The sequence below is a fragment of the Streptomyces sp. NBC_01474 genome (genome assembly GCF_035918215.1).
GTDB classification, from domain to species: Bacteria; Actinomycetota; Actinomycetes; order Streptomycetales; family Streptomycetaceae; genus Streptomyces; species Streptomyces aureus.
Genome location: NZ_CP109449.1, coordinates 3,019,171 through 3,045,703 on the forward strand (window position 1 = coordinate 3,019,171; position 26,533 = coordinate 3,045,703).

Below are 26,533 nucleotides of genomic sequence, written 5' to 3' on the forward strand. Positions count from 1 at the left end.
TCCCGCACTCCGTGCGCCTGTCGGCGTATCCGCGTGTGCCCCTCAGTCGTCACTCCTCCCTCCTGGAGTCCTCAGATGGACGCTCCTCTGTCTCCCGCATCCCCGGCCACCCTCCCGACCGTCGCGGTCGTCGGCCTCGGCACGATGGGCACCGGCATCGCCGAGGTGCTCGCCCGCGCCGGCCGTGAGGTCATCGGTATCGACGTCAACGAGGCCGCGGCCGCGCAGGCCGTCGCCGCGCTCGAGGCCTCGACGGCGCGTGCGGTGCGCCGCGAGCGCCTCACCGAGGACGAGCGGCGGGACGTCCTCGCCCGCTTCCGCACCTTCACGGACCTCCAGGCCGCGGCCGACGCCGACCTCGTCATCGAGGTGGCTCCGGAGTCGTACGAGATCAAGCAGCAGATCTTCCGGGAGCTCGACACCGTCGTGCGGCCCGAGACGATCCTCGCGACCGGTACGAACGCCCTGTCCGTGACGCGGCTCGCCGCCGACTCGGCCCGCCCCGAGCGCGTCCTCGGGCTGCACTTCTTCAACCCGGCGCCCGCGATGAAGCTCGTCGAGGTGGTCTCGTCGGTGCTCACCGCGCCCACGGCCGTCGCGGCGGTCACCGATCTCGCCGTCGAACTGGGCAAGGAGCCCGTCGCGGTGGGCGACCGGCCCGGTTTCGTCGCCGACGGCCTGCTCTTCGGCTACCTCAACCAGGCCGCCGCGATGTACGAGGCCAAGTACGCCTCCCGCGAGGACATCGACGCCGCCATGAAGCTGGGCTGCGGCCTGCCCATGGGTCCCCTCGCGCTGCTCGACCTCATCGGCATCGACACCGCGCGCACGGTCCTCGAGGCCATGTACGCCGAGTCCCGCGACCGCCTGCACGCACCGGCGCCCGTCCTCAAGCAGCTCAGCGAGGCGGGTCTGACCGGCCGCAAGTCGGGGCGCGGCTTCTACACGTACACGGAGCCGGGCAGCTCCGAGGTCGTGCGGGACGCGCTCACCCCGCTCACGGGCGAGGTCGTGGCCGACGCGCGCACGATCCGCTCGGTCGGCGTCGCGGGCTCCGGGACCATGGCGTCCGGCATCGCGGAGGTCTTCGCGAAGGCGGGCTACGACGTGGTGCTCGCCGCGCGCAGCGAGGAGAAGGCCGAGAAGGCCAAGTCCCGTATCGGTAAGTCTCTTTCACGTTCTGTCGACAAGGGCCGCATGACCGCCGAGGCGGCGGCGCAGACCCTGGACCGGATCACTCCGGCCGGTTCGTACGACGCCTTCTCCGACGTCGACCTGGCCCTCGAAGCCGTGGCCGAGGACCTGGAGATCAAGCAGCAGCTCTTCGCGACGTTCGACAAGGTGTGCAAGCCGGGCGCGGTCCTGGCCACCACGACCTCGTCCCTGCCCGTCGTGGCCTGCGCCCGCGCGACCTCGCGCCCGCAGGACGTGATCGGCATGCACTTCTTCAACCCGGCCCCTGCCATGAAGCTCGTCGAGGTCGTGCGGACCGTGCTGACCGGCGACGACGTGCACGCCACCGTCCGCGAGGTGTGCGCGAAGATCCGCAAGCACCCGGTGGACTGCGGTGACCGCGCGGGCTTCATCGTGAACGCGCTGCTGTTCCCGTACCTGAACAACGCGATCAAGATGGTGCAGGAGCACTACGCGACGCTCGACGACATCGACGCCGCGATGAAGCTCGGCGGCGGCTACCCGATGGGGCCCTTCGAGCTCCTGGACGTGGTCGGCCTCGATGTCTCGCTGGCCATCGAGAAGGTCCTGCACCGCGAGTTCCGCGACCCGGGCCTGGCCCCCGCGCCGCTGCTCGAGCACCTGGTGGCCGCGGGCTGCCTCGGCCGCAAGACCGGCCGCGGCTTCCGCGAATATGCCCGCCGCTGACCGGCCCACGGGCAGCGGCACCGCCCGCCCCACGGACTGGGGCGGGCTGCTCCGGCCGCCCGGCCTCACACCCCCCGCCCGGGACCCGGGCGGGGGGAACCCCGCTCGGGCGCACGCCACCGCGCATATGCAGTACGTTCATGGCATGTCCAAGGCCGCCAAGTCCTCCCGTACGACGCCCACGCCCGACGCTCCGGAGAGCGCCGCGGGGTCCCGCGCCGCCGCCCAGCGGCTCAAGATGCGCCGGGAGCTGGCGGCCGCAGCGATGGAACTCTTCGCGACGAAGGGCTACGAGGCCACGACGGTCGACGAGATCGCGGCCGCGGCGGGGGTCGCACGGCGGACCTTCTTCCGCCACTTCCGCTCCAAGGAAGAGGCGATCTTCCCGGACCACGACGACACCCTGATCCGGGCGGAGGCGGTCCTCAACGCGGCGCCCGCGCACGAGCATCCGCTCGACACGGTGTGCCGCGGCATCAAGGAAGTCATGAAGATGTACGCGGCGTCGCCCGCCGTGTCGGTGGAGCGCTACCGCCTCACGCGCGAGGTACCCACCCTGCGCGAGCGCGAGATCGCCTCGGTGGCCCGCTACGAGCGGCTGTTCACCCGCTATCTCCTCGGCCACTTCGACGAGCACGCCCACCAGCACGGCAATGACGACCCGCTGCTCGCCGAGGTCGCCGCGTCCGCCGTCGTCACCGCCCACAACCACGTGCTGCGGCGCTGGCTGCGGGCCGGCGGCCAGGGCGACGTCGAGAATCAGCTCGACCACGCCTTCGCGATCGTCCGCAAGACGTTCGGTACGGGTATCGGCGCGGGCCGGGACACCGCCACTGCCACCGCCACCACCCCCGCCGCCTCGGTGAGCACCGGGGGCGACGTCCTGGTCACCGTGGCGCGCACGGACGCGCCGCTGGACGAGATCATGGGGACGATCGAGAAGGCGCTGCGGGACCGCGGCTAGCCTCCGCCAGGAATTTCCTGAACTCCGCGGCAACCAGGGGCTGTTGACGCCCACCTCGGAAAACCCGCATACGCGTCCCTCCCCCCGGCGCTCCCGGGAAAGGGGACCCGCTCGGCGAGCGCACGCGGCACTCCCCAGCGCCCCCAGATGCGGGCTCCCACCCGGCGAGCGCCGCCGTCTCGGCAGGCCTTCCGGCGCGATCGGCGCGCCCGGCTTCGAGAGGGCGGCGGCCCTCCACCGGCCGGCCAAGACCGAGCCTGTGTCCGGCCACAAGGTGCGCGACCACGCGACCCGCCCGCCGCCCTCTCGCCGCCTCTCACCCCGCGTCGCCCCGGTCTCCCGGAGGCTCCCCGGAGGCCCCGTGGGCCCCCTCCAGGGCCCCTGAGGCGCAGTTCAGGGCCGTCGATGACCTCCGGCACCGCCGAGCCACACCACCTCTGACCTGCACTGATCGATCATCGCTCAAAAACTTGTGGCACCCAGTGTCTTGCCGACTGGCACGCGGTGCCATACGTTGAATGTGTCCGGGCGGCCGGCGTGCAGAGAACTTCCGTACGTCGGCTGTCCCCGCAAGCCACCCCAAACCGTGGCGAGCGCGCCCGGACGCCTGCGTCACAGGCAAACTTCTCGCGCCGACCAAGCGCTGCCGTAGCAACACCCCCGCCGAACCGACGGCACCTCTTCACCCAACACAGCAGCTCTCCACCCGACGTACCCCTCAACGTCCCTCTGGGACGCATCGCCGGAGGCAATACCGTGAAGGAAATCCTGGACGCGATTCAGTCGCCGGAGTCGACCTCCGCCGACTTCGCCGCTCTGCCGCTCCCCGAGTCGTACCGCGCCATCACCGTGCACAAGGACGAGACGGAGATGTTCGCCGGCCTCGACACCCGGGACAAGGACCCCCGCAAGTCGATCCACCTGGACGACGTGCCGGTCCCCGAACTCGGCCCGGGCGAGGCGCTCGTGGCCGTCATGGCCAGCTCCGTGAACTACAACTCGGTCTGGACCTCGATCTTCGAGCCGGTGTCCACCTTCAGCTTCCTGGAGCGCTACGGACGCCTGTCGGAGCTCACCAAGCGCCACGACCTGCCGTACCACATCATCGGTTCCGACCTCGCGGGCGTCGTGCTGCGCACCGGTCCCGGCGTCAACGCCTGGAACCCCGGCGACGAGGTCGTCGCGCACTGCCTCTCCGTCGAGCTGGAGTCCTCGGACGGCCACAACGACACGATGCTCGACCCCGAGCAGCGCATCTGGGGCTTCGAGACGAACTTCGGCGGCCTCGCCGAGATCGCGCTCGTCAAGTCCAACCAGCTGATGCCGAAGCCGGACCACCTGAGCTGGGAAGAGGCCGCGGCCCCCGGCCTGGTGAACTCCACCGCGTACCGCCAGCTCGTCTCGCGCAACGGTGCCGGCATGAAGCAGGGCGACAACGTCCTGATCTGGGGCGCCAGCGGCGGACTCGGCTCGTACGCCACGCAGTTCGCGCTGGCCGGCGGCGCCAACCCGATCTGTGTCGTCTCCAGCCCGGAGAAGGCTGCCATCTGCGAGGCCATGGGCGCCGAAGCGGTCATCGACCGCAACGCCGAGGGCTACAAGTTCTGGAAGGACGAGCACACCCAGGACCCCAAGGAGTGGAAGCGCTTCGGCAAGCGCATCCGCGAGCTGACCGGCGGCGAGGACGTCGACATCGTCTTCGAGCACCCGGGCCGCGAGACCTTCGGCGCCTCCGTGTACGTCACCCGCAAGGGCGGCACGATCGTCACCTGCGCCTCGACGTCCGGCTACAACCACGAGTACGACAACCGCTACCTGTGGATGTCCCTCAAGAAGATCGTGGGCTCGCACTTCGCCAACTACCGCGAGGCGTGGGAGGCGAACCGCCTGGTCGCCAAGGGCAAGATCCACCCGACGCTGTCGAAGGTGTACTCCCTCGAGGACACCGGCCAGGCCGCCTACGACGTGCACCGCAACCTCCACCAGGGCAAGGTCGGCGTCCTCGCGCTGGCCCCGAAGGAGGGCCTGGGCGTCCGCGACCAGGAACTGCGCGCCCAGCACCTCGACGCCATCAACCGCTTCCGCAACATCTGAACCCCTGAGGAGTAGCGGAACATGACTGAGCGCCAGAAGGACCGGCCGTGGCTCATGCGCACGTACGCCGGTCACTCCACGGCTGAGGCGTCCAACGAGCTGTACCGGCGCAATCTCGCCAAGGGCCAGACGGGTCTGTCGGTCGCCTTCGACCTGCCGACGCAGACCGGCTACGACCCCGACCACATCCTCGCCCGCGGCGAGGTCGGCCGGGTCGGGGTGCCGGTCTCGCACCTCGGTGACATGCGCCGGCTGTTCCAGGACATCCCCCTGGAGCAGATGAACACCTCGATGACCATCAACGCCACCGCCATGTGGCTCCTGGCGCTCTACCAGGTCGTCGCCGAGGAGCAGGGTGCGGACATCACCCAGCTCCAGGGCACGACGCAGAACGACATCGTCAAGGAGTACCTGTCGCGGGGCACGCACGTGTTCCCGCCGGGTCCCTCCCTGCGGCTGACGACGGACATGATCGCGTACACGGTCCGGCACATGCCGAAGTGGAACCCGATCAACATCTGCAGCTACCACCTCCAGGAGGCGGGAGCCACACCGGTCCAGGAGATCGCGTACGCGATGTCCACCGCCATCGCCGTTCTCGATGCCGTACGCGACTCAGGGCAGGTCCCCGCCGAGAAGTTCGGGGACGTCGTGGCCCGCATCTCCTTCTTCGTGAACGCGGGTGTCCGCTTCATCGAGGAGATGTGCAAGATGCGGGCGTTCGGGCGGATCTGGGACCAGATCACACGCGAGCGATACGGCATCGAGAACGCGAAGCAACGCCGGTTCCGCTACGGCGTCCAGGTCAACTCCCTGGGCCTGACCGAGGCACAGCCGGAGAACAACGTCCAGCGCATCGTCCTGGAGATGCTGGCCGTGACACTGTCCAAGGACGCCCGCGCCCGCGCCGTCCAGCTCCCTGCCTGGAACGAGGCGCTCGGCCTGCCCCGCCCCTGGGACCAGCAGTGGTCCCTGCGCATCCAGCAGGTCCTCGCACACGAGAGCGACCTGCTGGAGTACGAGGACATCTTCGCGGGATCGCACGTCATCGAGAAGAAGGTCGACGAGCTCGTCGCCGAATCGTTCGCCGAGATCGAGCGGATCCAGGAGATGGGCGGCGCGATGGCCGCCGTCGAGTCCGGCTACCTCAAGTCGCAGCTCGTCTCCTCGCACGCCGAGCGACGGGCGCGGATCGAGGGCGGCGAGGAGAAGATCGTCGGTGTGAACATCCACGAGTCGACCGAGCCGAACCCGCTCACCGCCGACCTGGACGCCGCGATCATGACGGTGGATCACCAGGTCGAGTCGCGGGTCGTGCAGGCCATCGACGAGTGGCGCACCACGCGCCAGGAGTCGAGCGACCGGCAGGGCATGGGCGACCCGTTCCACTACCCGACCACCCAGCAGGCCGTGGAGCGCCTGAAGGAGGCCGCGGCCGGCACCGAGAACCTGATGGAAGCGACGCTCGAATGCGCCCGCGCCGGAGTCACGACCGGCGAGTGGTCCGAGGCGCTGCGCGAGGTGTTCGGCGAGTTCCGCGCCCCCACGGGCGTCTCGTCGGCGCCGGTCGCCGTCACCGCCGAGGAGGGCACGCCGCTCGCCCTCGTCCGCGAGAAGGTCCGCCGCACCGGCGACGAGCTCGGCGGCAAGCTGCGCCTCCTGGTCGGCAAGCCGGGCCTCGACGGGCACTCGAACGGCGCCGAGCAGATCGCCGTCCGGGCCCGTGACGCGGGCTTCGAGGTGGTCTACCAGGGCATCAGGCTCACGCCCGAACAGATCGTGTCCGCCGCGCTCGCCGAGGACGTGCACTGTGTCGGCCTGTCGATCCTCTCCGGGTCGCACTCCGCGCTCGTGCCCGACGTCCTCGAACGGCTGCGCGAGGCGGGCGCCGCCGAGATCCCGGTGATCGTCGGCGGCATCATTCCCAACGGCGATGCCGAGGACCTGAAGCGCGCGGGCGTGGCCGCCGTCTTCACCCCCAAGGACTTCGGCATCACGGAGATCATCGGACGTATCGTCGACGAGATCCGGCAAGCGAACCAGCTCGACCCTCTGGAGGTCCCCGCATGACCGCGCCCATCAACCGTCTCCGTCCCCGCCGCTCGTGTCTCGCGGTCCCGGGATCGAACCCCCGCTTCCTGGAGAAGGCCCAGGGGCTGCCCGCGGACCAGGTCTTCCTGGACCTGGAGGACGCCTGCGCGCCGCTCGCCAAGCCGGAGGCGCGGCACACCATCGTCAAGTTCCTGAACGAGGGTGACTGGACGGGCAAGACGCGCGTGGTGCGCGTGAACGACTGGACGACCGAGTGGACGTACCGCGACGTCGTCACGGTCGTCGAGGGCGCGGGCCAGAACCTCGACTGCATCATGCTGCCGAAGGTCCAGGACGCGCAGCAGATCGTCGCGCTCGATCTGCTGCTCACGCAGATCGAGAAGACGATGGGCTTCGAAGTCGGCAAGATCGGTATCGAGGCGCAGATCGAGAACGCGCAGGGCCTCAACAACGTCAACGCGATCGCGACGGCCTCCCAGCGCGTCGAGACCATCATCTTCGGCCCGGCCGACTTCATGGCCTCCATCAACATGAAGTCCCTGGTCGTCGGCGAGCAGCCGCCCGGCTACGACGCCGACGCCTACCACTACATCCTGATGAAGATCCTGATGGCCGCCCGCGCCAACAACCTCCAGGCGATCGACGGCCCCTACCTCCAGATCCGCAACCCGGAGGGCTACCAGGCGGTCGCGAAGCGCGCCGCGGCCCTCGGCTTCGACGGCAAGTGGGTGCTGCACCCGGACCAGGTCGCCGCGGCGAACGAGATCTTCTCGCCCTCGCAGGAGGACTACGACCACGCCGAGCTGATCCTGGACGCGTACGACTTCTACACGTCCGAGGCCGGCGGCAAGAAGGGCTCGGCGATGCTGGGCGACGAGATGATCGACGAGGCCAGCCGCAAGATGGCCCTCGTCATCTCCGGCAAGGGACGCGCCGCGGGCATGCAGCGCACCTCCAAGTTCGAAGCCCCGGAGGCCTGAGCACCATGCAGTTCGGACGCACGTACGAAGAGTTCGAGGTCGGCGCGGTCTACAAGCACTGGCCCGGAAAGACCGTCACGGAGTACGACGACCACCTCTTCTGTCTCCTGACGATGAACCACCACCCCCTCCACATGGACACCAACTACGCGGAGAAGACGACCGACTTCGGCAAGAACGTCGTCGTCGGGAACTACATCTACTCGCTGCTCCTCGGCATGTCGGTGCCGGACGTGTCCGGCAAGGCGATCGCCAACCTGGAGGTCGAGTCGCTCAAGCACGTGGCGCCGACCTTCCACGGCGACACGATCTACGGCGAGACGACGGTCCTCGACAAGACGCCCTCCCGCTCGAAGAACGACCGCGGGATCGTCTACGTGGAGACCAAGGGCTACAAGCAGGACGGCACGCTGGTCTGCGTGTTCCGCCGCAAGGTGATGGTCCCCACCGAGACGTACATCAAGGAGCGCGGCGGCGAGCAGCCGGGCCGTCCCGAACTGAAGCAGCAGGAGAAGTAGCCATGGCGCGACTCGCCCAGACCGCCGGTCTCACCGACGTCCAGCAGGAGATCCTCTCCACCGTCCGCGACTTCGTGGACAAGGAGATCATCCCGGTCGCGACCGAGCTGGAGCACCGCGACGAGTACCCGCAGCAGATCGTCGACGGCCTCAAGGAGTTGGGCCTGTTCGGCCTGATGATCCCCGAGGAGTACGGGGGCCTGGGCGAGTCCCTTCTCACGTACGCGCTGTGCGTCGAGGAGATCGCCCGCGGCTGGATGTCGGTCTCCGGCATCATCAACACCCACTTCATCGTGGCGTACATGCTCAAGCAGCACGGCACGCAGGAGCAGAAGGACTACTTCCTGCCGCGCATGGCGCTGGGCGAGACGCGCGGCGCGTTCTCGATGTCGGAGCCGGCGCTCGGCTCGGACGTGTCGGCGATCTCGTCGAAGGCGGTGAAGGACGGCGACGAGTACGTCCTGAACGGCCAGAAGATGTGGCTGACGAACGGCGGCTCGTCGAATCTGGTGGCCGTTCTGGTCAAGAGTGACGAAGGACACCCGCAGGGCACGGCGCCCCACAAGTCGATGACGACCTTCCTCGTCGAGAAGGAGCCCGGCTTCGGAGAGGTCCGCCCCGGCCTCACGATCCCGGGGAAGATCGACAAGATGGGTTACAAGGGCGTCGACACGACCGAACTCATCATGGACGGACTGCGCATTCCGGCCAATCGGGTACTCGGCGGCGAGACCGGCCGAGGGTTTTACCAAATGATGGACGGAGTCGAAGTCGGCCGCGTGAATGTCGCGGCACGTGGCTGCGGTGTCGCTCAACGTGCGTTTGAGCTGGGGGTTTCCTACGCCCAGCAACGTCACACCTTCGGCAAGCCGATCGCCCAGCACCAGGCCATCCAGTTCAAGCTCGCGGAGATGGCTACCAAGGTCGAGGCCGCCCATGCGATGATGGTCAACGCAGCACGCAAAAAGGATTCCGGGGAACGAAACGACCTCGAAGCAGGAATGGCGAAGTATCTCGCCTCCGAATACTGCAAGGAAGTGGTCGAGGACGCCTTCCGGATCCACGGCGGCTACGGCTTCTCCAAGGAGTACGAGATCGAGCGTCTCTACCGCGAGGCACCGATGCTGCTGATCGGTGAAGGTACCGCCGAGATCCAGAAAATGATCATTGGTCGCCGCCTGCTCGAGGAGTATCGATTCCAGGGCTGAATGTCCACTACAGGGTGTTTTGTTCGAGAAGAACATCACACCCTGTCAGCACTCTTCAGCCGCCGACTCAGCTTCCTGGCTTGCCCAGTTGTGGCTCGCAACCGATAGCATCCCGGAAAAGCCGCCGTCCCCCCGTACAGAGCGCGGCATCATCCGCTACGAAGGTCATCCATGCCCCACAGCCAAACCTCTGCACCACGCGACGGCGTCCTCGGAGGACGCATTGCGCGCGGAGCATCGCCGTGGCTCCTGCCGACCGTCGCCACAGCCGCCCTGAGCCTGGCCCGTTCGCGTCGCTCCAAGAAGGCCGCCGCAGTAGCCGTACCCGCCACCGCTCTGGCGGCCGGCATGCTGTGGTTCTTCCGCGACCCCGAGCGTGAGATCGCCCCCGGCCGGGTCATCTCCCCGGCCGACGGCGTGGTGCAGAGCATCATGCCGTGGAAGGACGGGCGGACCCGGGTCGCGATCTTCATGAGCCCGCTGAACGTTCACGTCAACCGCGCACCCCTCGCGGGCACGGTGACGTCCGTGGAGCACATCCCCGGCGGGTTCGTCCCGGCGTTCAACAAGGAGAGCGAGAACAACGAGCGCGTTGTCTGGCACTTCGACACCGAGCTCGGCGACATCGAGATGGTGCAGATCGCCGGTGCGGTCGCCCGCCGGATCGTCCCGTACGTCCCGCAGGGCACCAAGCTCGAGCAGGGCGAGCGCATCGGTCTGATCCGCTTCGGGTCGCGCGTCGACATCTACCTCCCCGAGGGTGTCGAGGTCGCGCTCGAGGTCGGCCAGAAGACCGTGGCTGGGGTGACTCGCATTGACCGTGACTGATCCAGAGACGCAGGCCGGGTGGGTGCCCGAGGCCGAGGAGGCGGACGAAGCGGAGGAAATGCCGCTTTCACTGCGCCTGTCGATAGCGGACACCCTCACGCTCGGTAACGCCACGTGCGGCTTCATGGCGGTGTACTTCACCACCACCGGCATCCTGATCCCGCACATCCAGGGCAGCAACGACTCCGGCATGGCCCGGCACAGCGCGGCCACGGCCGTGATCCTGATGCTGGCCGCGGCGATCTTCGACCTGTTCGACGGCCTGGTGGCGCGCAAGCTCCGCTCGTCGCCGATGGGCGCCGAGCTGGACAACCTCTCGGACCTCATCAGCTTCGGCCTCGCGCCCGCCTACTTCGTCCTCGTGTACGGCATGGTCGCGGACGACGCGCATCAGCGGGTCGCGGCGGTGGGCGCCATCGTGGTGCTCCTGGCCGTCGTGCTGAGACTCGCGAGATTCTCGTGCGTGACGGTGAAGGACGGCACCTTCCAGGGCATGCCGAGCCCCTTCGGGGCGCTCACGGTCGTGTCGATCGTGCTCCTCGAGCTGCCGTTCGTGGCCACGGTCCTCGCGATCATCGGGACGGCCTGGCTGATGGTGAGCCGCGTCGAGTACCCGAAGCCGCGCGGTCCGCTCGCGGTCGCGATGCTGGGGTGGATCGTGGCGGCGATGGGGCTCCTGGCGGCCTGGGCGTTCGACGCTCCCGGCGGTCAGCTGCTGCTCCAGACCGGCTGCGCGCTCCAGCTGGTCCTCGGCGCCGTGATCCCGCTGTTCGCGACGGCCCGGAGGGTGAACAACTTCCGGGACAACCGCCGCGAGGCACGCGCCGCGCAGCTGCCGTAACCCGCACCCGTACGTCCGAAGGGCCCCGAACCGCTTGGTTCGGGGCCCTTCGCCTGTCTCAGGACGCGGGGTGCAGGCCGGTGCCGGGCAGCCCGGGGCGTACCAGGACCTTCACGTGGTCGCGGGCCGGCGGAGCGTGTCCAGGGCCGCGGACACCCCGCCGAGGTCCGCCTGGCCCGTGACGAGCGCGGCCGCGTCGATCGTGCCGTCCGCGATGCGCTCCAGGGTCCCGGCGAACTCCTCCGGCGGATACGCCATGCACATGGTCCCGGTGATGTCCTTGTGGAGGCCGACGACGGGCGTGAAGACGTCCTCCGTCAGGCAGGCTCCGCCCCCTCGACACGTACCGGATCTCGCCGGGATGAGAGTCACCCCTCACCCCGGCGCGCGTCAGGCGTCACCGGTCACCCGTCACCCCTCAGACGAGGAAATCGCGGGCGATCCGCTCCGCCACCGTCTCCAGGATCGGGCCCGCCTCGGCGATACAGCGGGCCACGTCCGGCTCCACGTCCGTGAGGGCGTAGGCGCGGCGGATGCCCGCGCGGCCCAGGGCCTCCGGGGGGAGGGCGAGGCGGCCGCAGACCGCGACGACCTCGATGCCGGCCGCGCGGGCCGCCGCGGCGACGCCCGCCGGGGCCTTGCCGTGCAGCGTCTGCTCGTCGAGGGAGCCCTCGCCGGTGATGACGAGGGTGGCGCGGGCGAGCGCGGGCGCGAAGCCGAGGACGTCGAGCATGACCTCGATCCCGGCCCGGAAGCCCGCTCCGAGGCCCACGAGGGCGCCGTATCCGATGCCGCCGGCGGCTCCGGCGCCGGGCGAGTCGGCGTACTCGAGTGCCTTCGGGCCGATCGCCTCGGCCAGGACCTGCGCGAAGTGGGCCAGCGCCGCGTCCAGGGCGGCGACGTCGTCCGCCGTCGCGCCCTTCTGCGGCCCGTACACCGCGGGCGCGCCCTTCGGTCCGGTCAGCGGGTTGTCGACGTCGCTGGCGAGGACGATCTCCGCGTCGGCCAGGCGCGGGTCGAGCCCCGAGAGGTCGGCCGTGGCCAGGTCGGCGAGGGGCCCGCCGCCCGGGCCGACGGGCTTGCCGTCCGCGTCCAGGAAGCGGGCGCCGAGCGCGGCCAGCATTCCGGCGCCGCCGTCGGTCGTGGCGCTGCCGCCCACGCCGAACACGATGGAGCGGGCACCCGCGTCGAGCGCCGCGGCGAGCAGTTCGCCGGATCCGTACGTGGTCGAGGTCAGCGGCGCGAAGACGCCTTCGGGCAGCAGCTGGAGCCCGGACGCCTCGGCCATCTCGACGACGGCCGTGCCGTCGCGCAGGGCGTACGCCGCCGTGACCTCGTCACCGAGCGGTCCGGTGACCCGTACCTCGCGGCGCTCGAAACCGGCCGCCACGGCCGCGGCCACCGTGCCGTCCCCGCCGTCCGCGACGGGCACGGACTCGACCGTCACCCCGGGCGCGATACGCCGCAGGCCGGCCGTGACCCGCTCGGCGACCTGCACGGCCGTGAGCGAGCCCTTGAACTTGTCCGCGGCGATGAGCACGCGCTCCGCCGTCACTCCAGCGTCCGCCACCTTGCATTCCCCTTGCTTTCGCGCCTTGCTCGCGCAAGGCAGTCGCGCCGCTGCGACCTTAACCGGAGGTGGGGGCCGCTGCCCATGGCTGTCCGGTCCGCGAAACGGGGCACCCGGGCTATAAGTCTTGATATTCCCTTTCATAGCGGGGTGCCTTGAGCGCGGAAATGATCGATCAGCCGGGCGCGGTGCGGACGGTCCGGCGTCCACTGCGGGACGCCTCGCCACGCCACGCCCCCTCATCGGGTACACCAAGGACATGACCCCAGTGGGCAGCAACCTCCAGGACCGGGTGCTCGGCGGCTGGCTCGGCCGGATCGCCGGCAACATGCTCGGCAAGCCGGTGGAACAGGGCGAGTACTGGACCCGGGCGCGCATCGACGGCTATCTGCGGCGGGCCGCCGCCCTGCCGCTCACCGACTATCTGCCCGAGCCCGCCGACGAGTCCGACGGCCTCGCGCTGCGCCCCGAGTGGCGCCGGTGCGTGCGCGGGCGGATCCACGGCAGCTGCCGGGACGACGACGTGGACTACGCGATCCTCGGCCTGCACCTCCTGGAGACGCACGGCTTCGCCTTCTCCACAGAACAGGTGGGTGATCTGTGGCTGCTGAGGCTGCCGTATCTGCAGACGTTCACCGCGGAGCGGGCGGCGTACCGCAATCTCGCGAACGGGCTGAAGCCGCCGCTCACCGCGACGTACGACAACCCGTACCAGGAGTGGATCGGTGCGCTGATCCGTGCCGACGTCTTCGGCTGGACCTGCCCGGGCGACCCGCGCCGCGCCGCCTCCCTGGCCCGCCGCGACGCGGTCCTGTCCCATACGGGCAACGGCGTGTACGGGGCGATGTGGGCGGCGGCGCTCGTCGCGGCGGCGTTCACGGCTCCGGGCCCGCGCGCGGCGCTCGACAGCGCGCTCACCGTGATCCCCGCGAGCAGCCGACTGGCCCGCACGGTGCGCCGCACGGCGACGCTCCACGAGTCGCGGCTGAGCTGGGAGGAGACGCTGGCCACGCTGGAGGAGGAGACGGCCGGGCTCGGCTGGATCCACACCGTCCCGAACGCGGCCGTCATCACGGCCGGGCTGCTGTACGGCGACGGGGACTTCACCCGCACCCTCGCACTCACGGTGCGCGGCGGCCTGGACACCGACTCGAACGGCGCGACGGCCGGGTCCGTGGCCGGTGTGCTGTGCGGGGCGGCGGCGATCCCGGCGCAGTGGAAGGACCCGCTGGAGGACCGGGTGCGCAGCGCGGTGTTCGGGTTCGACGGCGCGCGGATCAGCGAACTCGCGGCGCGTACAGTCGAGTTGGCCGAAGCGTAGGCCGGCGGACGCGGGCCCCGGCACAGGGTCGTTAGGCTTCCCGCATGACTGCCTCCGCCGAGTTCGCCGCGTACATCGCGGGTCTCCCCCGTGTCCTGTGCGGCGCCGCCGCGCTCTTCCGTGACTCCGAGGGGCGTGTGCTGCTCGTCGAGCCGAACTACCGCGACGGGTGGGCGCTGCCCGGCGGCACCGTCGAGTCCGACACCGGTGAGTCCCCGCGCCAGGGGGCCCGGCGCGAGACGGCCGAGGAGATCGGCCTCGACGTGGAGCTCGGCCGGCTGCTCGCGGTCGACTGGGTGTCCGGCACGGCCGCGCGACCGCCCCTCGTGGCGTATCTCTACGACGGCGGAGTCCTGGACGAGGACCGCTTCAAGGCGATCAGGCTCCAGGAGGAGGAGCTGCTCTCCTGGCGCCTCGTGAACCGCGCCGACCTGCCGGAACATCTGTCGGGCTCGCTCGGACGGCGCGTTCTGGCGGCGCTGGACGTGCTCACGACGGGCGAGGGCGCGGTCGAGCTGGAGGACGGCAACCGCGTGGCCTGACGCGGCCTCGCGCGGCGGGCGCCGATTTCGCCTCGCGGTCCCACCGGCGGGGCGCCTACCCTCGGCGGCATGAGCACGCAGCCTCTCGTCGCGATCCTCAGTGGTGCAGGCATCTCCACGGACTCCGGGATCCCGGACTACCGCGGGCCGAACGGTCTGTGGCGGCGTGACCCGGAGGCCGAGAAGCTCGTCACGTACGAGTACTACATGGGTGATCCGGAGATCCGGCGGCGGTCCTGGCAGATGCGGCGCAAGAACCGCACCCTGAAGGCCGAGCCGAACGCCGCGCATCTCGCCGTGGCCGAGCTGGAGAAGTCCGGGGTACCGGTGCGGGTCATCACACAGAACGTCGACGGACTGCACCAGCTCGCCGGGGTGCCCGCCCGCAAGGTGCTCGAACTGCACGGCTCCGCACGGAGTTTCGTGTGTACCGGCTGTCATGCGCGCGGGCCCATGGAGGACGCCCTCGCCCGGGTCGAGGCCGGGGAGGACGATCCGCCGTGTCTGGAGTGCGGCAGGATCCTCAAGTCGGCCACCGTGATGTTCGGCGAGCGGCTCGATCCGGTGGTGCTCGGCGAGGCCGTCTCGATCACCAAGGCCTGCCAGGTTTTCATCGCCGTCGGCAGCAGTCTTCAGGTCCAGCCCGCGGCGGGGCTCGCCGGCGTGGCCGCGGACCACGGGGCGCGCCTCGTCATCGTCAACGCCGAGGCGACGCCGTACGACGAACTGGCCGACGAGGTCATCCGCGAGCCCATCGGCACCGCGCTGCCGAAGCTGCTGCGCCAGCTCGGCGTGGAGCGCCCCCAGGGGCTCTAGGGGCGGATCCCGTCGCAGGAGATGTGCAGATGCCGCGGCCCGCGCAGCACGGCGTTCTGCCGGTACGGGGGCGGGTCCTCCAGCAGCAGTGGGTTTTCCAGCCTCCGGGCCAGTTCCGACAGGGCGAACTGGGCCTCCAGCCGGGCGAGCGGTGCGCCGAAACAGCTGTGGATGCCGCTGCCCAGGCCGAGATGCTGGTTGTCCGGGCGGTCCGGGTCGAAGCGGTCCGGGTCCTCGAAACGCTGGGGGTCACGGTTGCCGGACGCCAGAACCAGCCAGAGGGAGGCGCCCTTCGGGATGGTGACGCCGCGGACCTCGATGTCGGCGAGGGTGGTGCGCTGCGGCACCAGTTGCACCGGCGGCTCGAAGCGCAGCAGCTCCTCGACGATGGGCACGGCCAACCGCGGATCCGCTCGCAGCCGCTCGAGGACATCGGGATTGCGCAGCAGGGTCAGCATTCCGTTGGTGACCAGGTTGACGGTCGTCTCATGGCCCGCGATCAGCAACAGCGCCGCGGTGCTGAGGAGTTCCATCGTCGTCATCGAGCCGTCTTCGCCCTTGGCCGTCGCCAGCTCGGAGAGCATGTCGTTCCCGGGGTTCTTGCGGCGCTCCTCGATCAGGCCGGCCAAGTACATGCCCAGTTGCATCCGGGCGTCGCGCGAGGTCTTGCCCCGCTCGGTGGGATCCGCGTCCGGGTCGGGGTCCAGGCTCGCGGCAATCGTGTCCGCCCAGGTGTGGAAGCGTGCCTCGTCCTCGCGCGGAATCCCGAGCAGCCGGCAGATCACTGTCACGGGGAAGGGGTAGGAGAACTGGTCCACCAGGTCGAACCGGCCCGGATCGCCGATGCCGTCGATGAGGCCGGAGACGATGCCCTGCAGTTCTCCGCGCATCCCGTCGATCCGGTGGGGGGAGTGCGGCGGGCCGAAGGGCCGGTTCGTCATACGTCGCAGCCGGTCGTGTTCCGGAGGGTCGAGCCGCAGGAAGCTGGGCGGCAGGGCGCTCTCGTCCTCCTGGGCCGACTCGGCCAGCGGGTCGCCGGCGGTCGAGGCCAGATTGCGGGCGTCGGAACTGATCCGGGGATCGTGCAGGAGGCTGCGGATCTCGTAGTAGGTACTGACGACGTACGGCCCGTCCTCTTCGTGGTGGACCGGCGTCTTCCGCAGCTCTTCGTAGATCGGGTACGGGTTGGCGCGGTTGGCGTAGTCCAGGATCTGGTGCAGGGGGGATTGCGTCATGGCGAGTCCTCGTGGCCGTGCGGGTCAGTGCGCGGGGGTGAACGTGATCCGACGGTCGGCGGGCGAGTATCCGCCGAGGGTCACGGTCGGACCATGGGTGGGGACCGACGGGTCGGGGAAGTCGGCGTCGACCGGCCGCTGTCCGTCCGAGCACCGGTCGACCGTGTGGAACGGCGGCGGGAACGCCGCGGTGGTCTCGATCAGCTCCTGGTAGAACGGCAGCCACCGGGCCTGATCGAAGGCGACCGCGCCGATGACGCGTCCCTGGTACCCGTAGACGCCGATGAACCGGTGATCCTTGAGTGCCCCCTGCGAGATGAGGACCTCCGTACCCAGCGACGGCACCCCGACCGACTTGATGTTGACTCCGAACTGCGAGGACCAGAAGGCCGGCACCTCCATGTGGGGGATGCGGTCGGTGCTCTCGCTGATCATGTTGTGCGCCGCGACCCGGGCCTGGGAGACGGCGTTGCCCCAGTGCTCCAGAGACAGGAACTGGTAGCCGAACAGGGGGTGCGGGCTGCGTGCGACGTCGCCCGCCGCATAGATGTCGTCGGTGACGATTCCGCGGATGTCGAAGGCGCGGCAGCCGGCGTCGCAGGCGATGCCGCGGGGCCCTGCCCCCAGTCCGGATCCGGCGAGCCATTCGGTGTTGCGGATGGCGCCGAGCGAGACGATCACCACGTCGGTCTCCACGGTGGAGCCGTCGGACAGATGCGCGGCGCGCACCCGTCCCGAGGCATCGCCCTCCAGAGCGGTCACCATGACCCCGCACCGCAGATCCACACCGTGCTCGCGCTGCATCTCGGCGGCGACCGCGCCGACCACCCCGCCGAGAGCGCCGACCAGGGGCGCCGCGCCGCGCTCGGCGACGGTGACCAGGAGGCCTCGTTCGCGGCAGGCGGAAGCGATCTCCGAACCGGTGAACCCGGCACCGATGACGAGGACCCGCTTGGGTCCCTCCTCGAGCCGCCGCGCCAGCGCGGCGCTGTCGTCGCGGGTCCGCAGGACGAAGACGCCGTCGAGTTCCGCCTCGGCCTCGCGCGGCCACGGTCGCGCCCGTACCCCGGTGGCGATCAGCAGCCTGTCGTACGGCACCTCGTCGCCGTCGGCCAGCCGCACGCGCCCTGCGGCCATGTCCAGGCCGGTGGCCGGGACACCCAGCCTCCAGGTCGCGTCGACCGATCGGAGCCTGGGCAGGGCGGTGCGGTCGGCGGCCGCCCTGCCCAGCAGCACCTGCTTGGAGAGCGGAGGCCGGTCGTACGGCTCGTGGGGCTCGTCGCCGATCAGGGTGAGGGAGCCCGCGAAGCCCTCGGCCCGCAGGGTTTCGGCAGCGCGCAGCCCGGCCAGCGAGGCGCCCACGACGACGATGCGGCCCTCGCGTTTGAGCCGTTCCAGAGATCCGTCACCGAGCATCGGACACCGCCCCGGCCGGTACCTCGACCGCATCGACGAGGATGGCCTGGACCGGGCAGGCCGCGGCGGCCTGGGCCAGCTTCGCGCGGTGCTCCTCGTCGGCCTCCGGGGCGTACAGCAACGCCTCCTCACCGTGCATGGTGAAGATCTCGGGGGCGAGGAACGCGCACTGCGCATACCCCTGACAGCGGTTCAGGTCGACGGCAATCCTCACCACGGGATCGGTCCTCTCCAGAGCCCGGTCAGCCCCCTGTGACCACCCTCGGTGGCCGGACGGGATCCGGCGACGAGAAGGAAGCCGTTCGAGTGAGCGGTGCGGTCGGCTCAGGCCGACGGGGCCGGCCGTGGCCGGGCGGGACGCCGGTCCCTCAGGATGTTCAGGCTGAGAAGCAGCGCCCAGGCCGGGAAGACCAGCTCGGACCAGGGCACGTTCGCTCCGATCACGAGCAGCGCAAGGCCCGCCAGGTAGCCGAGGACGACGAGCGGGCGCGGGAGGGCGCCGCGTCGGCGGCCGATGGTCGAGGTCGTGATGATGAACACCGCCGCCATCCGCATGGCGTACGTGGTCAGCAGGGCGTAGGCGAAGTGCAGGCCGAAAGGAGGGTGCTGCCGACCCTCCTGGAGCACGGTTCCGGCCGCCGCGGCGGCGCCGAACAGGGTGGCGACGAAGACCAGGCCGCTGCCCAGGAACACGGTGGAGAAGAACTGGTCCTCGCCTTCGCCCGCCTGCTCGCGCAGGGCGCCCATGAACCACAGGAAGGCGATCCCGGCGAACGGGAGCAGCTCCAGCGCCGTGTGCACGGCGCTGCGCTGTGTGGCATCGACAGTTGCGCCCCCGCCGGCACCGGCGGGCAGAGCGATGCGCACCAGGACGATCGCCGCGGCCATCAGGATCGCGAACAGCACCCCGGCCACCCCGGCGGCCCAGGGCGTCGCGAGGCGCTCGTGTTGTCGCTCCATGGTCTCTCGCTTTCTGCCTGGCCCTCCTTCGTACAGACACCAGCGATCCGGGGCTCGCGCCACCGGGGTCACTCGTGAGGAAGACGGCGATGCGCCATACAGGCCATGGGCACCGGGGCGCGACGGCGCACTCGCGGGCCTCGCGGCGGAGACCGGGGCGCAGCTCGTCATCGCGAACGCCGAGCCGACGCCGTACGACGACCAGGCCGCCGAGGTCGTGCGCGAACCGATCGCGACAGCGCTCCCCCGGCTGCTCGGCGAGCTGCCCCCGTAAGGGCTAGAACAGCGCCGCGCCCTGTTCGAAGTCGAGGAGGCGCTGCTTGCGCTCCAGGCCGCCGCCGTAGCCGGTCAGGCCGCCGCTCGCGCCGATGACGCGGTGGCAGGGGACGATGACGCCGACGGGGTTCTTGCCGTTGGCGAGGCCCACCGCGCGGGACGCGTTCGCGTTGCCGAGGGCCTCGGCGAGTTCCCCGTAGGTGCGGGTCTCCCCGTACGGGATGCGCTGGAGCTGCTCCCAGACGCTGCGTTGGAACGGCGTCCCTTCGAGGCGCAGCGGCAGGTCGAACTCCTTCAACTCGCCCTGGAAATAGGCTTCCAGCTGATCGACGACCGCCCCGAAGGGCCGGCCGTCGCGCTCCCCGAAGGTCTCCTCGGCGGGGCGGTGGCGCTGGTCGGTCATTTGAAGTGCTCTCCTCCCTTCGCAGGCTCAGGAAGGAGATTCCTGCTTACCTTGCGGCAGCGGGCTTGACGCCACGGGTGCGCCTGACGACTGCTCTCCCGGCAGCCGGGATCGTCACGAGGCCGATCCGGTACAGGTGCAAGACGTTCCGGGCCGCGTTCCAGTCGGCATTCGCCGACCATCCGCAGGCCGGGTTCTTGCATACGAACGTGGCCTGGTCTTCGCGGCTGCCGGGCGTGATGAATCCGCACGCGGAGCAGCGCAGGGAGGTGTTCGGGGCGGGGACCTTGACCAGGGTTCCGCCGTTTCGGGCGGTTTTGTACGTCAGCAGTGTCACGGTGCGGCCCCACGCCTCTTGGCTGATGGAACGGTTCAGGCCGGACTTCTGCGCGACGTTCTTCCCCGGGTTCTCGATGGTTCCCTTGGCGGACTTGACCATGTTCGTGATCTGCAACTGCTCCACCACGACCGTGCCGTACTGGTTGGCGATGGCGGTGGTGGTCTTGTGCTGCCAGTCGGTTGCTCGGCGCGTGGCTCTTGCGCGGAGCTGCTTGATCTGGTCGTAGGTGGCGTGCAGCCGGTTGGAGCTGCGCTCTTTCGGCTTGCGGAAGCTCTTGCGGTGCGCGGCGCGCTGTTCCAGGCGGAGCAGTTTGGCCTTCTCCTGCGGGTTCAGCCACTTGTCCCGGTCGGCGGTGCCGTCCGGGAGTCGGGGCGGCCGGTCGTGGTCCTGGTGGTTGCCGTCGGACAGCGCAAGCGGCAGGTTCACCCCGGCGTCGATACCGACCTCGGGACCCTGGTGGGGCTCCGGCTTGGGCTCAAGGGTCTGGATACGGAAGGCGATGTGCCATCCGAGCCCGTCTTTGACCAGCCGTGCCCCGGTGATCCGGTTCTCCTTGTTGGCGAGCTTGCCGACGGGGAGATCCTTGGTCCAGCGGAACCGGACACGGCCCACCTTGGGGATGTTGACCATGCCCCACCGTCGGTGTACTCGCTTGATCTGCAAGTCCCGGCCCTGCGGGATGTCCACCGACAATGCCGTGCGGAAGCGGGCCTTGAAGTTCGGCTCGTCCGCACGCCCGTCCCAGCAGTTCCGCCACGCCTGGAAGTACGTCTTGAGTACCGCCTGCGCGGCCTGCGCGGGCAGCACCCCATACCAGTCGATCTCCTTGCGGGCCTGCCGCAACGCCTGATCCATGCGCGTCAGAGCGCGCTGACACTTCGGCGTCATCTGCCACAGGTCGTGGAGCTGATTCCACATCGCGCGTGCCGCGTGCGCCTGGTCATCCATGAGCCGGACCTGTGCGGGCGTCAGCGCCAGCCGGGCACGGTGCCCGAACTGCCGCTTCTCCCACACCAGTTCACCCATGACAATCACCCTACTACAGTTGGCTTATGTCACCACGATGGAACCCGAATCCTGACGTACGCACCGGACGCCACGTCGTCTACAACCTGCACGTCCACTTGGTATTCGTCACCAAGTATCGGCGTAAGGCATTCACCGACGCCATGCTGACGCGCACCGAGGAGATCATGCGCGACGTCTGCACCGACTTCGAGGCCGAACTCAAGCAGTTCAACGGCGAGCAGGACCATGTGCATCTGCTCGTGCACTATCCGCCCAAGGTCCAGCTCTCCAAACTGGTCAACTCCCTCAAGGGCGTCAGCTCCCGCAGGCTCCGCCAGGAATACAGCACGCACGTCCACCGTTACCTGTGGGGCGGACACTTCTGGTCCGGCTCCTACTTCGCCGGATCCTGCGGCGGCGCACCGCTGACCGTCGTCAAGCAGTACATCGAGAACCAGCAGCGCCCCACCGGCTGAGGACAACACTGCGGACCCGTGCGAACGTGCGGGTCAGAGCAGCCCTGAGATGACCTTCACCCCCGCCGCAAACGGCGGAGCACTGGCCAAGATCAAAGGTAGAGGCCGCTGAGCGTGCCGTCGGTGGCGACGAGGGTGAGCGGCCCGTAGGGGCTGTCGATGACGTGGTGCCGCTTGGCGGTCATGGTGCCGGGTTCCTTACGCGGGGAGGAAGTTGATCGGGTGGTCGTCGGTGGCCCACAGGTACTGGACGGCGTACGCGCGCCAGGGGCGCCAGGAGGCGGCCCGCGCGGTGAGCGCGGCCGGGGTGTGGGGCAGCCCCAACTCCTGTGCGGCGCGCCGCATTCCGAGGTCGGTCGGCAGGAAGGCGTCCGGGTCGCCGAGGGCGCGCATCGCGATGACCTCGACCGTCCACGGCCCGAAGCCGGGCAGCGCCATGAGCCGCTCGCGGGCCTCGTCCCAGTCGCTCTCGGGGCCGAGGACGAGGGTGCGCTCCGCGAGTTCGCGCACCAGCGTGGTCAGGGTGGTGCGGCGGCTGCGCGGCAGGGCGAGCGCCTCGGGGTCGAGGGCCGCCAGGGCCGCCGGTGAGGGGAAGAGGTGGGTGAGGCCGCCCTCGGGGTCGTCGACGGGCTCGCCGTGCGCGGTGACGAGGCGGGCGGCGTGGGTGCGGGCGGCGGCCGTGGACACCTGCTGGCCGAGCACGGCGCGGACCGCGAACTCGGGCTCGTCGACGGTGCGCGGCACCCGGCGGCCCGGCGCCTTGTCGACGAGCGGCGCGAGCAGCGGGTCGGCGCGCAGCTGCTCGTCGACGGCGACGGGGTCGGCGTCGAGGTCGAGCATGCGGCGGCAGCGGCTGATCGCGACGGTCAGATCGCGCTGGTCGGTGAGGACGAGGCGGCAGCCGATGTGGTCGGGGGCGGGTGTGAGGGTCACGATGCCGTGCCCGTAGGGGAGGTGCAGCGTGCGCCGGTACGCGCCGTCGCGCCACTCCTCGACGCCCGGTACGGCGGTCGCGGCGAGGTGGCCGAAGAGGTTGTCGGGGTTGAGCGGGGCGCGGAACGGCAGGCGCAGCGTTATCGCGCCGGGCGCCACGGCACCGTTCCTGGGCGCGCGGGTGCGCAGCTCGCTCGGGGAGAGCGCGAAGACCTCGCGGACTGTGTCGTTGAAGGTGCGGATCGAGGAGAAGCCGGCGGCGAACGCGATGTCGGCCATCGGCAGCTCGGTCGTCTCGACGAGGATGCGCGCGGTCTGCGCGCGCTGGGCGCGGGCCAGAGCCAGGGGACCCGCGCCCAGCTCGGCGAGGAGCTGGCGCTCGACCTGGCGGGTGCTGTAGCCGAGGCGTCCGGCGAGGCCGGGCACGCCCTCGCGGTCGACGACGCCGTCGCCGATGAGGCGCATGGCGCGGGCCACCAGGTCGGCGCGCTGGTTCCACTCCGGGGAGCCGGGGCTCGTGTCGGGGCGGCAGCGCTTGCAGGCCCGGAATCCGGCCTGCTGACAGGCCGCGGCGCTGGGCAGGAAGGTCATGTTCTCGGGCTTCGGAGGCACTACCGGGCAGCTGGGCCTGCAGTAGATCCGGGTCGTCAGGACGGCGGTGAAGAACCAGCCGTCGAAGCGGGCGTCCTTGGACTGGACGGCCCGGACGCATCGGTCGGTGTCGGTGTGCATGAGGCAAGCATGGCCGAAGTCCGCCACCCCCGGCTGGCGAGAATCCGACATCAACGTGTGCGCCGGTCCGGCCCTCGACCTGGAGCTGTCAGTCGGTGAGGGCCTCGGTGAAGGCCGCGTACGCCCTGTCGTCGAAGAGGACGAACCGCACTTCTTCGACCGGCGGCCCGGCGACCTCGCGCACGGTGCGGACCGCGATGCGCGCCCCGTCGTCCAGCGGCCAGCCGTAGATCCCGGTCGAGATCGCGGGGAAGGCCACGGTCCGGGCGCCGAGCCCGGCCGCCACCCGCAGCGACTCGCGGTAGCAGGAGGCGAGCAGCTCGGACCGGTCCAGGGAAGCGGACCACACCGGGCCGACGGTGTGGATCACATGCCCGGCGTCGAGGTTCCCGGCCGTCGTGGCGACCGCCTGCCCGGTGGCCAGGCCCTTGCCGTAGTGCGAGGCGCGGAGTCTGCGGCACTCGGCGAGGATCTCGGGGCCGCCGCGCCGGTGGATCGCGCCGTCGACGCCGCCGCCACCGAGCAGCGAGGAATTGGCCGCGTTCACGATCGCGTCGGCGGTCTCGGCGGTGATGTCTCCCTTGACCAGGGTGATTCGGGTCATGACGCGCGGATCCTCCTCCACACGGCCTTGGCCGCGTTGTGCCCGGACATGCCGTGGACGCCCGGCCCCGGCGGGCTCGCGGACGAGCAGATGAAGACGGCGGGGTGCGGCGTCGTGTACGGCGACAGGGACAGTTTCGGCCGCAGCAGCAGCTGGAGCCCGATCACCGCGCCGCAGGCGATGTCACCGCCCACATAGTTCGCGTTCCGCGCGGCCAGCTCGGGCGGTCCCGCGGTGGCCCGCGCCAGGACCCGGTCGCGGAACCCGGGCGCGAAGCGCTCCAGCTGCCGCTCGACGGCGTCGGTGAGGTCTCCGTCCCAGCCGCTCGGGACATGCCCGTACGCCCAGAAGACGTGCTTGCCCGCCGGGGCTCTGGAGGGGTCCATGACACTGGGCTGGACGGTGATGAGGAAGGGCTTGTCCGGGGCGCGGCCCTCGCGGGACGCGGCGCGCAGGGCCGCCGCGATGTCACGGCTGCCGGGCCCGACCTGGACGGTGCCCGCGCTCCGGGCCTCCTTCGCCGTCCATGGCACGGGTCCGTCGAGGGCGTAGTCGAGCTTGAAGACGCTCGCGCCGTACCGGAAGCGCTCGTAGTAGCTGCCGAGCCCGGCGATGCGGGCGAGCGCCGTGGGCGAGGTGTCGAAGATGTAGGCGCGGGCGGGCGGCAGGTCGTCGAGACGCTTGATCTCGTAGTTCGTGTGGACGGCTCCGCCGAGGTCCTTGAGGTACGCGGTGAGCGCGTCGGAGATCGACTGGGAGCCGCCGCGGGCGACGGGCCAGCCGCGTGCGTGGCCGGCGAGCGCGAAGACGAGGCCGACGGCTCCCGTGCCGAGGCCGCCGAGCGGGGCGATGGCGTGGGCGACGAGGCCGGAGAACAGGGCGCGCGCCCGGTCGTCGCGGAAGCGGCGCATCAGCCATGTGGACGGCGGAAGCCCCGCGAGCCCGAAGCGGGCCAGGGTGAGCGGGTCGCGCGGCAGGGTGGTCAGCGGCAGCGCCATGAAGTCCCGCACGAGGGCGTCCCACTTGGGCAGGAGAGGTGCGACGAGACGGCGGTAGGTGCCCGCGTCGTGCGGCCCGAACGAGGCGGCCGTCTCGGCGACGGAGCGTGAGAGCACGGCCGCGCTTCCGTCGGGGAAGGGGTGCGCCATGGGGAGCTCGGCGTGCAGCCACTCCAGGCCGTACCGGTCCAGCGGCATGTCCCTGAACGCGGGCGAGTTGATCCCCAGCGGGTGAGCGGCCGAGCACGGGTCGTGGCGGAATCCCGGGAGGGTGAGCTCCTCGGTGCGCGCGCCTCCGCCGACGGTGTCCCTGGCCTCGAAGACGGCCACGGAGAGGCCTCGGCGGGCCAGCTCCACGGCAGCGGTCAGTCCGTTCGGTCCCGCACCCACGACGACGGCATCGAGCATCGACGGCACCTTCGGACTCCTTTGTCAGCCGAGGCCACTGGCCGACAGGATATGCCGGAGGGCTGACAGAGCCGGGGCTCGGGGCGATCCCGGACGGGCTGCGCGGGGGTGCGCCGACGGTCGGCGCAGGTCATGGGCGCGGGCGCCCGCCAGGCGCCCGGCCGCCGGGTCACTCGCCGCCGAGCAGGTCCACCACGCGCCGGGCGGTGGCCTTGTCCCGGGCCGCCGTGAACGGCAGTGCGTTCCCCCCGGTGATCCGGAAGGGCTCGCCCGCCTTCGTCAGGTGTGTGCCGCCCGCCTCCTCGACGAGAAGCAGCCCCGCCGCGTGGTCCCAAGCCGCTTCCCATGAGAAGGCGGTGGCGTCCAACTCGCCGCGGGCGACGGCCAGATACTCGAGGCCGGCCGAGCCGCACGGGCGCGGGCGCACCCCGTCGGTCCACAGGCCCAGGAGGTCGCGCTTCTGCGCGTCCGTCGTGTAGTCGGGGTGCGACGTCGCCACGTCGATGGACCCGTCCGCACCGGGCGAACCGGCGTGCAGCGCCTCGCCGTTGAGCCAGGCCCCCTTGCCGCGGACCGCCACGGCGAACTCGCCGAGCGCGGGTGCGAACGTCCAGGAGGCGAGGACCGTGCCGTGCTGGGCGAGCGCGACGAGCATGCAGAATCCGGGGTCTCCGTGGACGAACTGGCGGGTGCCGTCGACCGGGTCGACGATCCATACCGGGGCGTCCTCGCCTATCGCGTCGTAGACCGTGTAGTCGGCGTGCACCGCCTCCTCGCCGACCACGACGGAGCCGGGCAGCAGGGCGCCCAGTTCACGGGTCAGATATTCCTCGGCGAGCCGGTCGGCCGTGGTCACGAGGTCGTGCGGGCCGCTCTTCTGGGCGACGTCACCCTCGGCGAGCTGCCGGAAGCGGGGCATCACCTCTGCGGCGGCAGCGGCACGCACGGCGCGCTCCACCTCGGTGACCCCGTGTACGAGAAAGTCGTCGATGCTTTCCGTCGTTGTCTGTGCTTCGATCATGCGTCCATGAGAGCACGCTCCACTGACAATGCGTACCCGCCCGGTGTACGAGGGGTGGAATCCCCGTGAAAACCGCGGAACCCCACCCCTGATCCGTCCGTACACCGC

At 70.5% G+C, this 26,533-nt stretch carries 24 protein-coding genes and 3 pseudogenes; 14 read left to right on the forward strand and 13 right to left on the reverse strand.

Annotated elements, in window-relative coordinates; all coding sequences use genetic code 11:
• Positions 1–75: 75 nt before the first annotated feature.
• The 9 genes from OG758_RS14105 (at position 76) to pssA (ending at position 11,366) form a co-directional block, all read left to right on the forward strand.
• Entirely contained in the window at positions 76–1,881 is a 1,806-nt protein-coding gene (locus tag OG758_RS14105; protein ID WP_326710323.1) for a 3-hydroxyacyl-CoA dehydrogenase family protein, read from the forward strand.
• Between the two features lie 127 nt (positions 1,882–2,008).
• Positions 2,009–2,845, forward strand: coding sequence for a TetR family transcriptional regulator (locus OG758_RS14110; RefSeq protein ID WP_266675326.1), 837 nt, complete (start codon positions 2,009–2,011; stop codon positions 2,843–2,845).
• Positions 2,846–3,601: 756 nt separating this feature from the next.
• Positions 3,602–4,939: a crotonyl-CoA carboxylase/reductase gene (gene ccrA / locus OG758_RS14115; RefSeq protein WP_100591526.1), complete on the forward strand. Its 1,338-nt coding sequence runs from the start codon at positions 3,602–3,604 to the stop codon at positions 4,937–4,939.
• 21 nt (positions 4,940–4,960) lie between these two features.
• Positions 4,961–7,009 (forward strand): protein meaA, encoded by a 2,049-nt coding sequence (locus OG758_RS14120; protein ID WP_326710324.1) that lies wholly within the window; start codon positions 4,961–4,963, stop codon positions 7,007–7,009.
• Positions 7,006–7,971 (forward strand): HpcH/HpaI aldolase/citrate lyase family protein, encoded by a 966-nt coding sequence (locus OG758_RS14125; protein ID WP_326710325.1) that lies wholly within the window; start codon positions 7,006–7,008, stop codon positions 7,969–7,971. Before OG758_RS14120 ends, OG758_RS14125 begins: the two co-directional genes overlap by 4 nt.
• A gap of 5 nt (positions 7,972–7,976) precedes the next feature.
• Entirely contained in the window at positions 7,977–8,489 is a 513-nt protein-coding gene (locus OG758_RS14130) for a MaoC family dehydratase (protein WP_266558229.1), read from the forward strand.
• A gap of 2 nt (positions 8,490–8,491) precedes the next feature.
• Entirely contained in the window at positions 8,492–9,697 is a 1,206-nt protein-coding gene (locus tag OG758_RS14135) for an acyl-CoA dehydrogenase family protein (RefSeq protein ID WP_326710326.1), read from the forward strand.
• Positions 9,698–9,868: 171 nt separating this feature from the next.
• Complete coding sequence (locus tag OG758_RS14140) at positions 9,869–10,525, forward strand: phosphatidylserine decarboxylase (protein ID WP_100591521.1); 657 nt, start codon at positions 9,869–9,871, stop codon at positions 10,523–10,525.
• A complete protein-coding gene (pssA, locus tag OG758_RS14145) occupies positions 10,512–11,366 on the forward strand; it encodes a CDP-diacylglycerol--serine O-phosphatidyltransferase (RefSeq protein WP_266935349.1) in 855 nt (284 codons plus the stop codon). The genes OG758_RS14140 and pssA overlap by 14 nt, the downstream gene beginning before the upstream one ends.
• Positions 11,367–11,477: 111 nt before the next feature.
• Here pssA and OG758_RS14150 read toward each other — a convergent pair whose 3' ends face one another.
• Entirely contained in the window at positions 11,478–11,738 is a 261-nt protein-coding gene (locus OG758_RS14150; RefSeq protein ID WP_326710327.1) for a hypothetical protein, read from the reverse strand.
• A gap of 46 nt (positions 11,739–11,784) precedes the next feature.
• A complete protein-coding gene (locus OG758_RS14155) occupies positions 11,785–12,936 on the reverse strand; it encodes a glycerate kinase (RefSeq protein WP_326710328.1) in 1,152 nt (383 codons plus the stop codon).
• A 259-nt stretch (positions 12,937–13,195) separates the two neighbouring features.
• On the opposite strand from OG758_RS14155, the gene OG758_RS14160 reads away from it, so the two are divergent.
• The 3 genes from OG758_RS14160 to OG758_RS14170 all read left to right on the forward strand — a co-directional run bounded on the left by OG758_RS14160 (position 13,196) and on the right by OG758_RS14170 (position 15,615).
• On the forward strand, positions 13,196–14,257 hold the full coding sequence (locus OG758_RS14160; protein ID WP_326710329.1) for an ADP-ribosylglycohydrolase family protein: 1,062 nt from the start codon (positions 13,196–13,198) through the stop codon (positions 14,255–14,257).
• Positions 14,258–14,301: 44 nt separating this feature from the next.
• Positions 14,302–14,799 carry an NUDIX hydrolase gene (locus tag OG758_RS14165; RefSeq protein WP_326710330.1) on the forward strand — a complete coding sequence of 166 codons (498 nt, stop codon included), beginning with the start codon at positions 14,302–14,304 and terminating at the stop codon, positions 14,797–14,799.
• A 69-nt stretch (positions 14,800–14,868) separates the two neighbouring features.
• Positions 14,869–15,615, forward strand: a complete 747-nt coding sequence (locus tag OG758_RS14170; RefSeq protein ID WP_326710331.1) for an SIR2 family NAD-dependent protein deacylase — start codon at positions 14,869–14,871, stop codon at positions 15,613–15,615.
• Here OG758_RS14170 and OG758_RS14175 read toward each other — a convergent pair.
• The 4 genes from OG758_RS14175 to OG758_RS14190 form a co-directional block, all read right to left on the reverse strand.
• The gene (locus OG758_RS14175; RefSeq protein WP_326710332.1) at positions 15,612–16,850 is read right to left on the reverse strand and encodes a cytochrome P450; all 1,239 of its coding nucleotides are present in this window, start codon (positions 16,848–16,850) and stop codon (positions 15,612–15,614) included. The genes OG758_RS14170 and OG758_RS14175 overlap by 4 nt on opposite strands.
• A gap of 24 nt (positions 16,851–16,874) precedes the next feature.
• Positions 16,875–18,266, reverse strand: coding sequence for an NAD(P)/FAD-dependent oxidoreductase (locus OG758_RS14180; protein WP_326710333.1), 1,392 nt, complete (start codon positions 18,264–18,266; stop codon positions 16,875–16,877).
• Positions 18,256–18,480, reverse strand: coding sequence for a ferredoxin (locus tag OG758_RS14185; protein ID WP_326715908.1), 225 nt, complete (start codon positions 18,478–18,480; stop codon positions 18,256–18,258). The genes OG758_RS14180 and OG758_RS14185 overlap by 11 nt, the downstream gene beginning before the upstream one ends.
• A gap of 110 nt (positions 18,481–18,590) precedes the next feature.
• A complete protein-coding gene (locus OG758_RS14190) occupies positions 18,591–19,226 on the reverse strand; it encodes a hypothetical protein (protein ID WP_326710334.1) in 636 nt (211 codons plus the stop codon).
• A gap of 127 nt (positions 19,227–19,353) precedes the next feature.
• On the opposite strand from OG758_RS14190, the pseudogene OG758_RS14195 reads away from it, so the two are divergent.
• Positions 19,354–19,500, forward strand: a pseudogene (locus OG758_RS14195) (NAD-dependent deacetylase); the annotation flags it as partial.
• Between the two features lie 3 nt (positions 19,501–19,503).
• Here OG758_RS14195 and OG758_RS14200 read toward each other — a convergent pair.
• Positions 19,504–19,911: pseudogene (locus OG758_RS14200) on the reverse strand (methylated-DNA--[protein]-cysteine S-methyltransferase); the annotation flags it as partial.
• Positions 19,912–19,951: 40 nt separating this feature from the next.
• A complete protein-coding gene (locus tag OG758_RS14205; RefSeq protein ID WP_326710335.1) occupies positions 19,952–21,271 on the reverse strand; it encodes an RNA-guided endonuclease InsQ/TnpB family protein in 1,320 nt (439 codons plus the stop codon).
• 26 nt (positions 21,272–21,297) lie between these two features.
• On the opposite strand from OG758_RS14205, the gene tnpA reads away from it, so the two are divergent.
• On the forward strand, positions 21,298–21,729 hold the full coding sequence (gene tnpA / locus OG758_RS14210) for an IS200/IS605 family transposase (protein ID WP_326710336.1): 432 nt from the start codon (positions 21,298–21,300) through the stop codon (positions 21,727–21,729).
• A gap of 95 nt (positions 21,730–21,824) precedes the next feature.
• Here tnpA and OG758_RS14215 read toward each other — a convergent pair.
• The 5 genes and pseudogenes from OG758_RS14215 to OG758_RS14235 form a co-directional block, all read right to left on the reverse strand.
• Positions 21,825–21,914, reverse strand: a pseudogene (locus OG758_RS14215) (methylated-DNA--[protein]-cysteine S-methyltransferase); the annotation flags it as partial.
• A gap of 13 nt (positions 21,915–21,927) precedes the next feature.
• On the reverse strand, positions 21,928–23,394 hold the full coding sequence (locus OG758_RS14220) for an AlkA N-terminal domain-containing protein (RefSeq protein ID WP_326710337.1): 1,467 nt from the start codon (positions 23,392–23,394) through the stop codon (positions 21,928–21,930).
• 88 nt (positions 23,395–23,482) lie between these two features.
• A complete protein-coding gene (locus OG758_RS14225) occupies positions 23,483–23,998 on the reverse strand; it encodes an O-acetyl-ADP-ribose deacetylase (protein WP_326710338.1) in 516 nt (171 codons plus the stop codon).
• On the reverse strand, positions 23,995–25,404 hold the full coding sequence (locus tag OG758_RS14230) for a phytoene desaturase family protein (RefSeq protein ID WP_326715909.1): 1,410 nt from the start codon (positions 25,402–25,404) through the stop codon (positions 23,995–23,997). The genes OG758_RS14225 and OG758_RS14230 overlap by 4 nt, the downstream gene beginning before the upstream one ends.
• 169 nt (positions 25,405–25,573) lie before the next feature.
• Complete coding sequence (locus OG758_RS14235) at positions 25,574–26,425, reverse strand: inositol monophosphatase family protein (RefSeq protein WP_326710339.1); 852 nt, start codon at positions 26,423–26,425, stop codon at positions 25,574–25,576.
• Positions 26,426–26,533 lie beyond the last annotated feature (108 nt).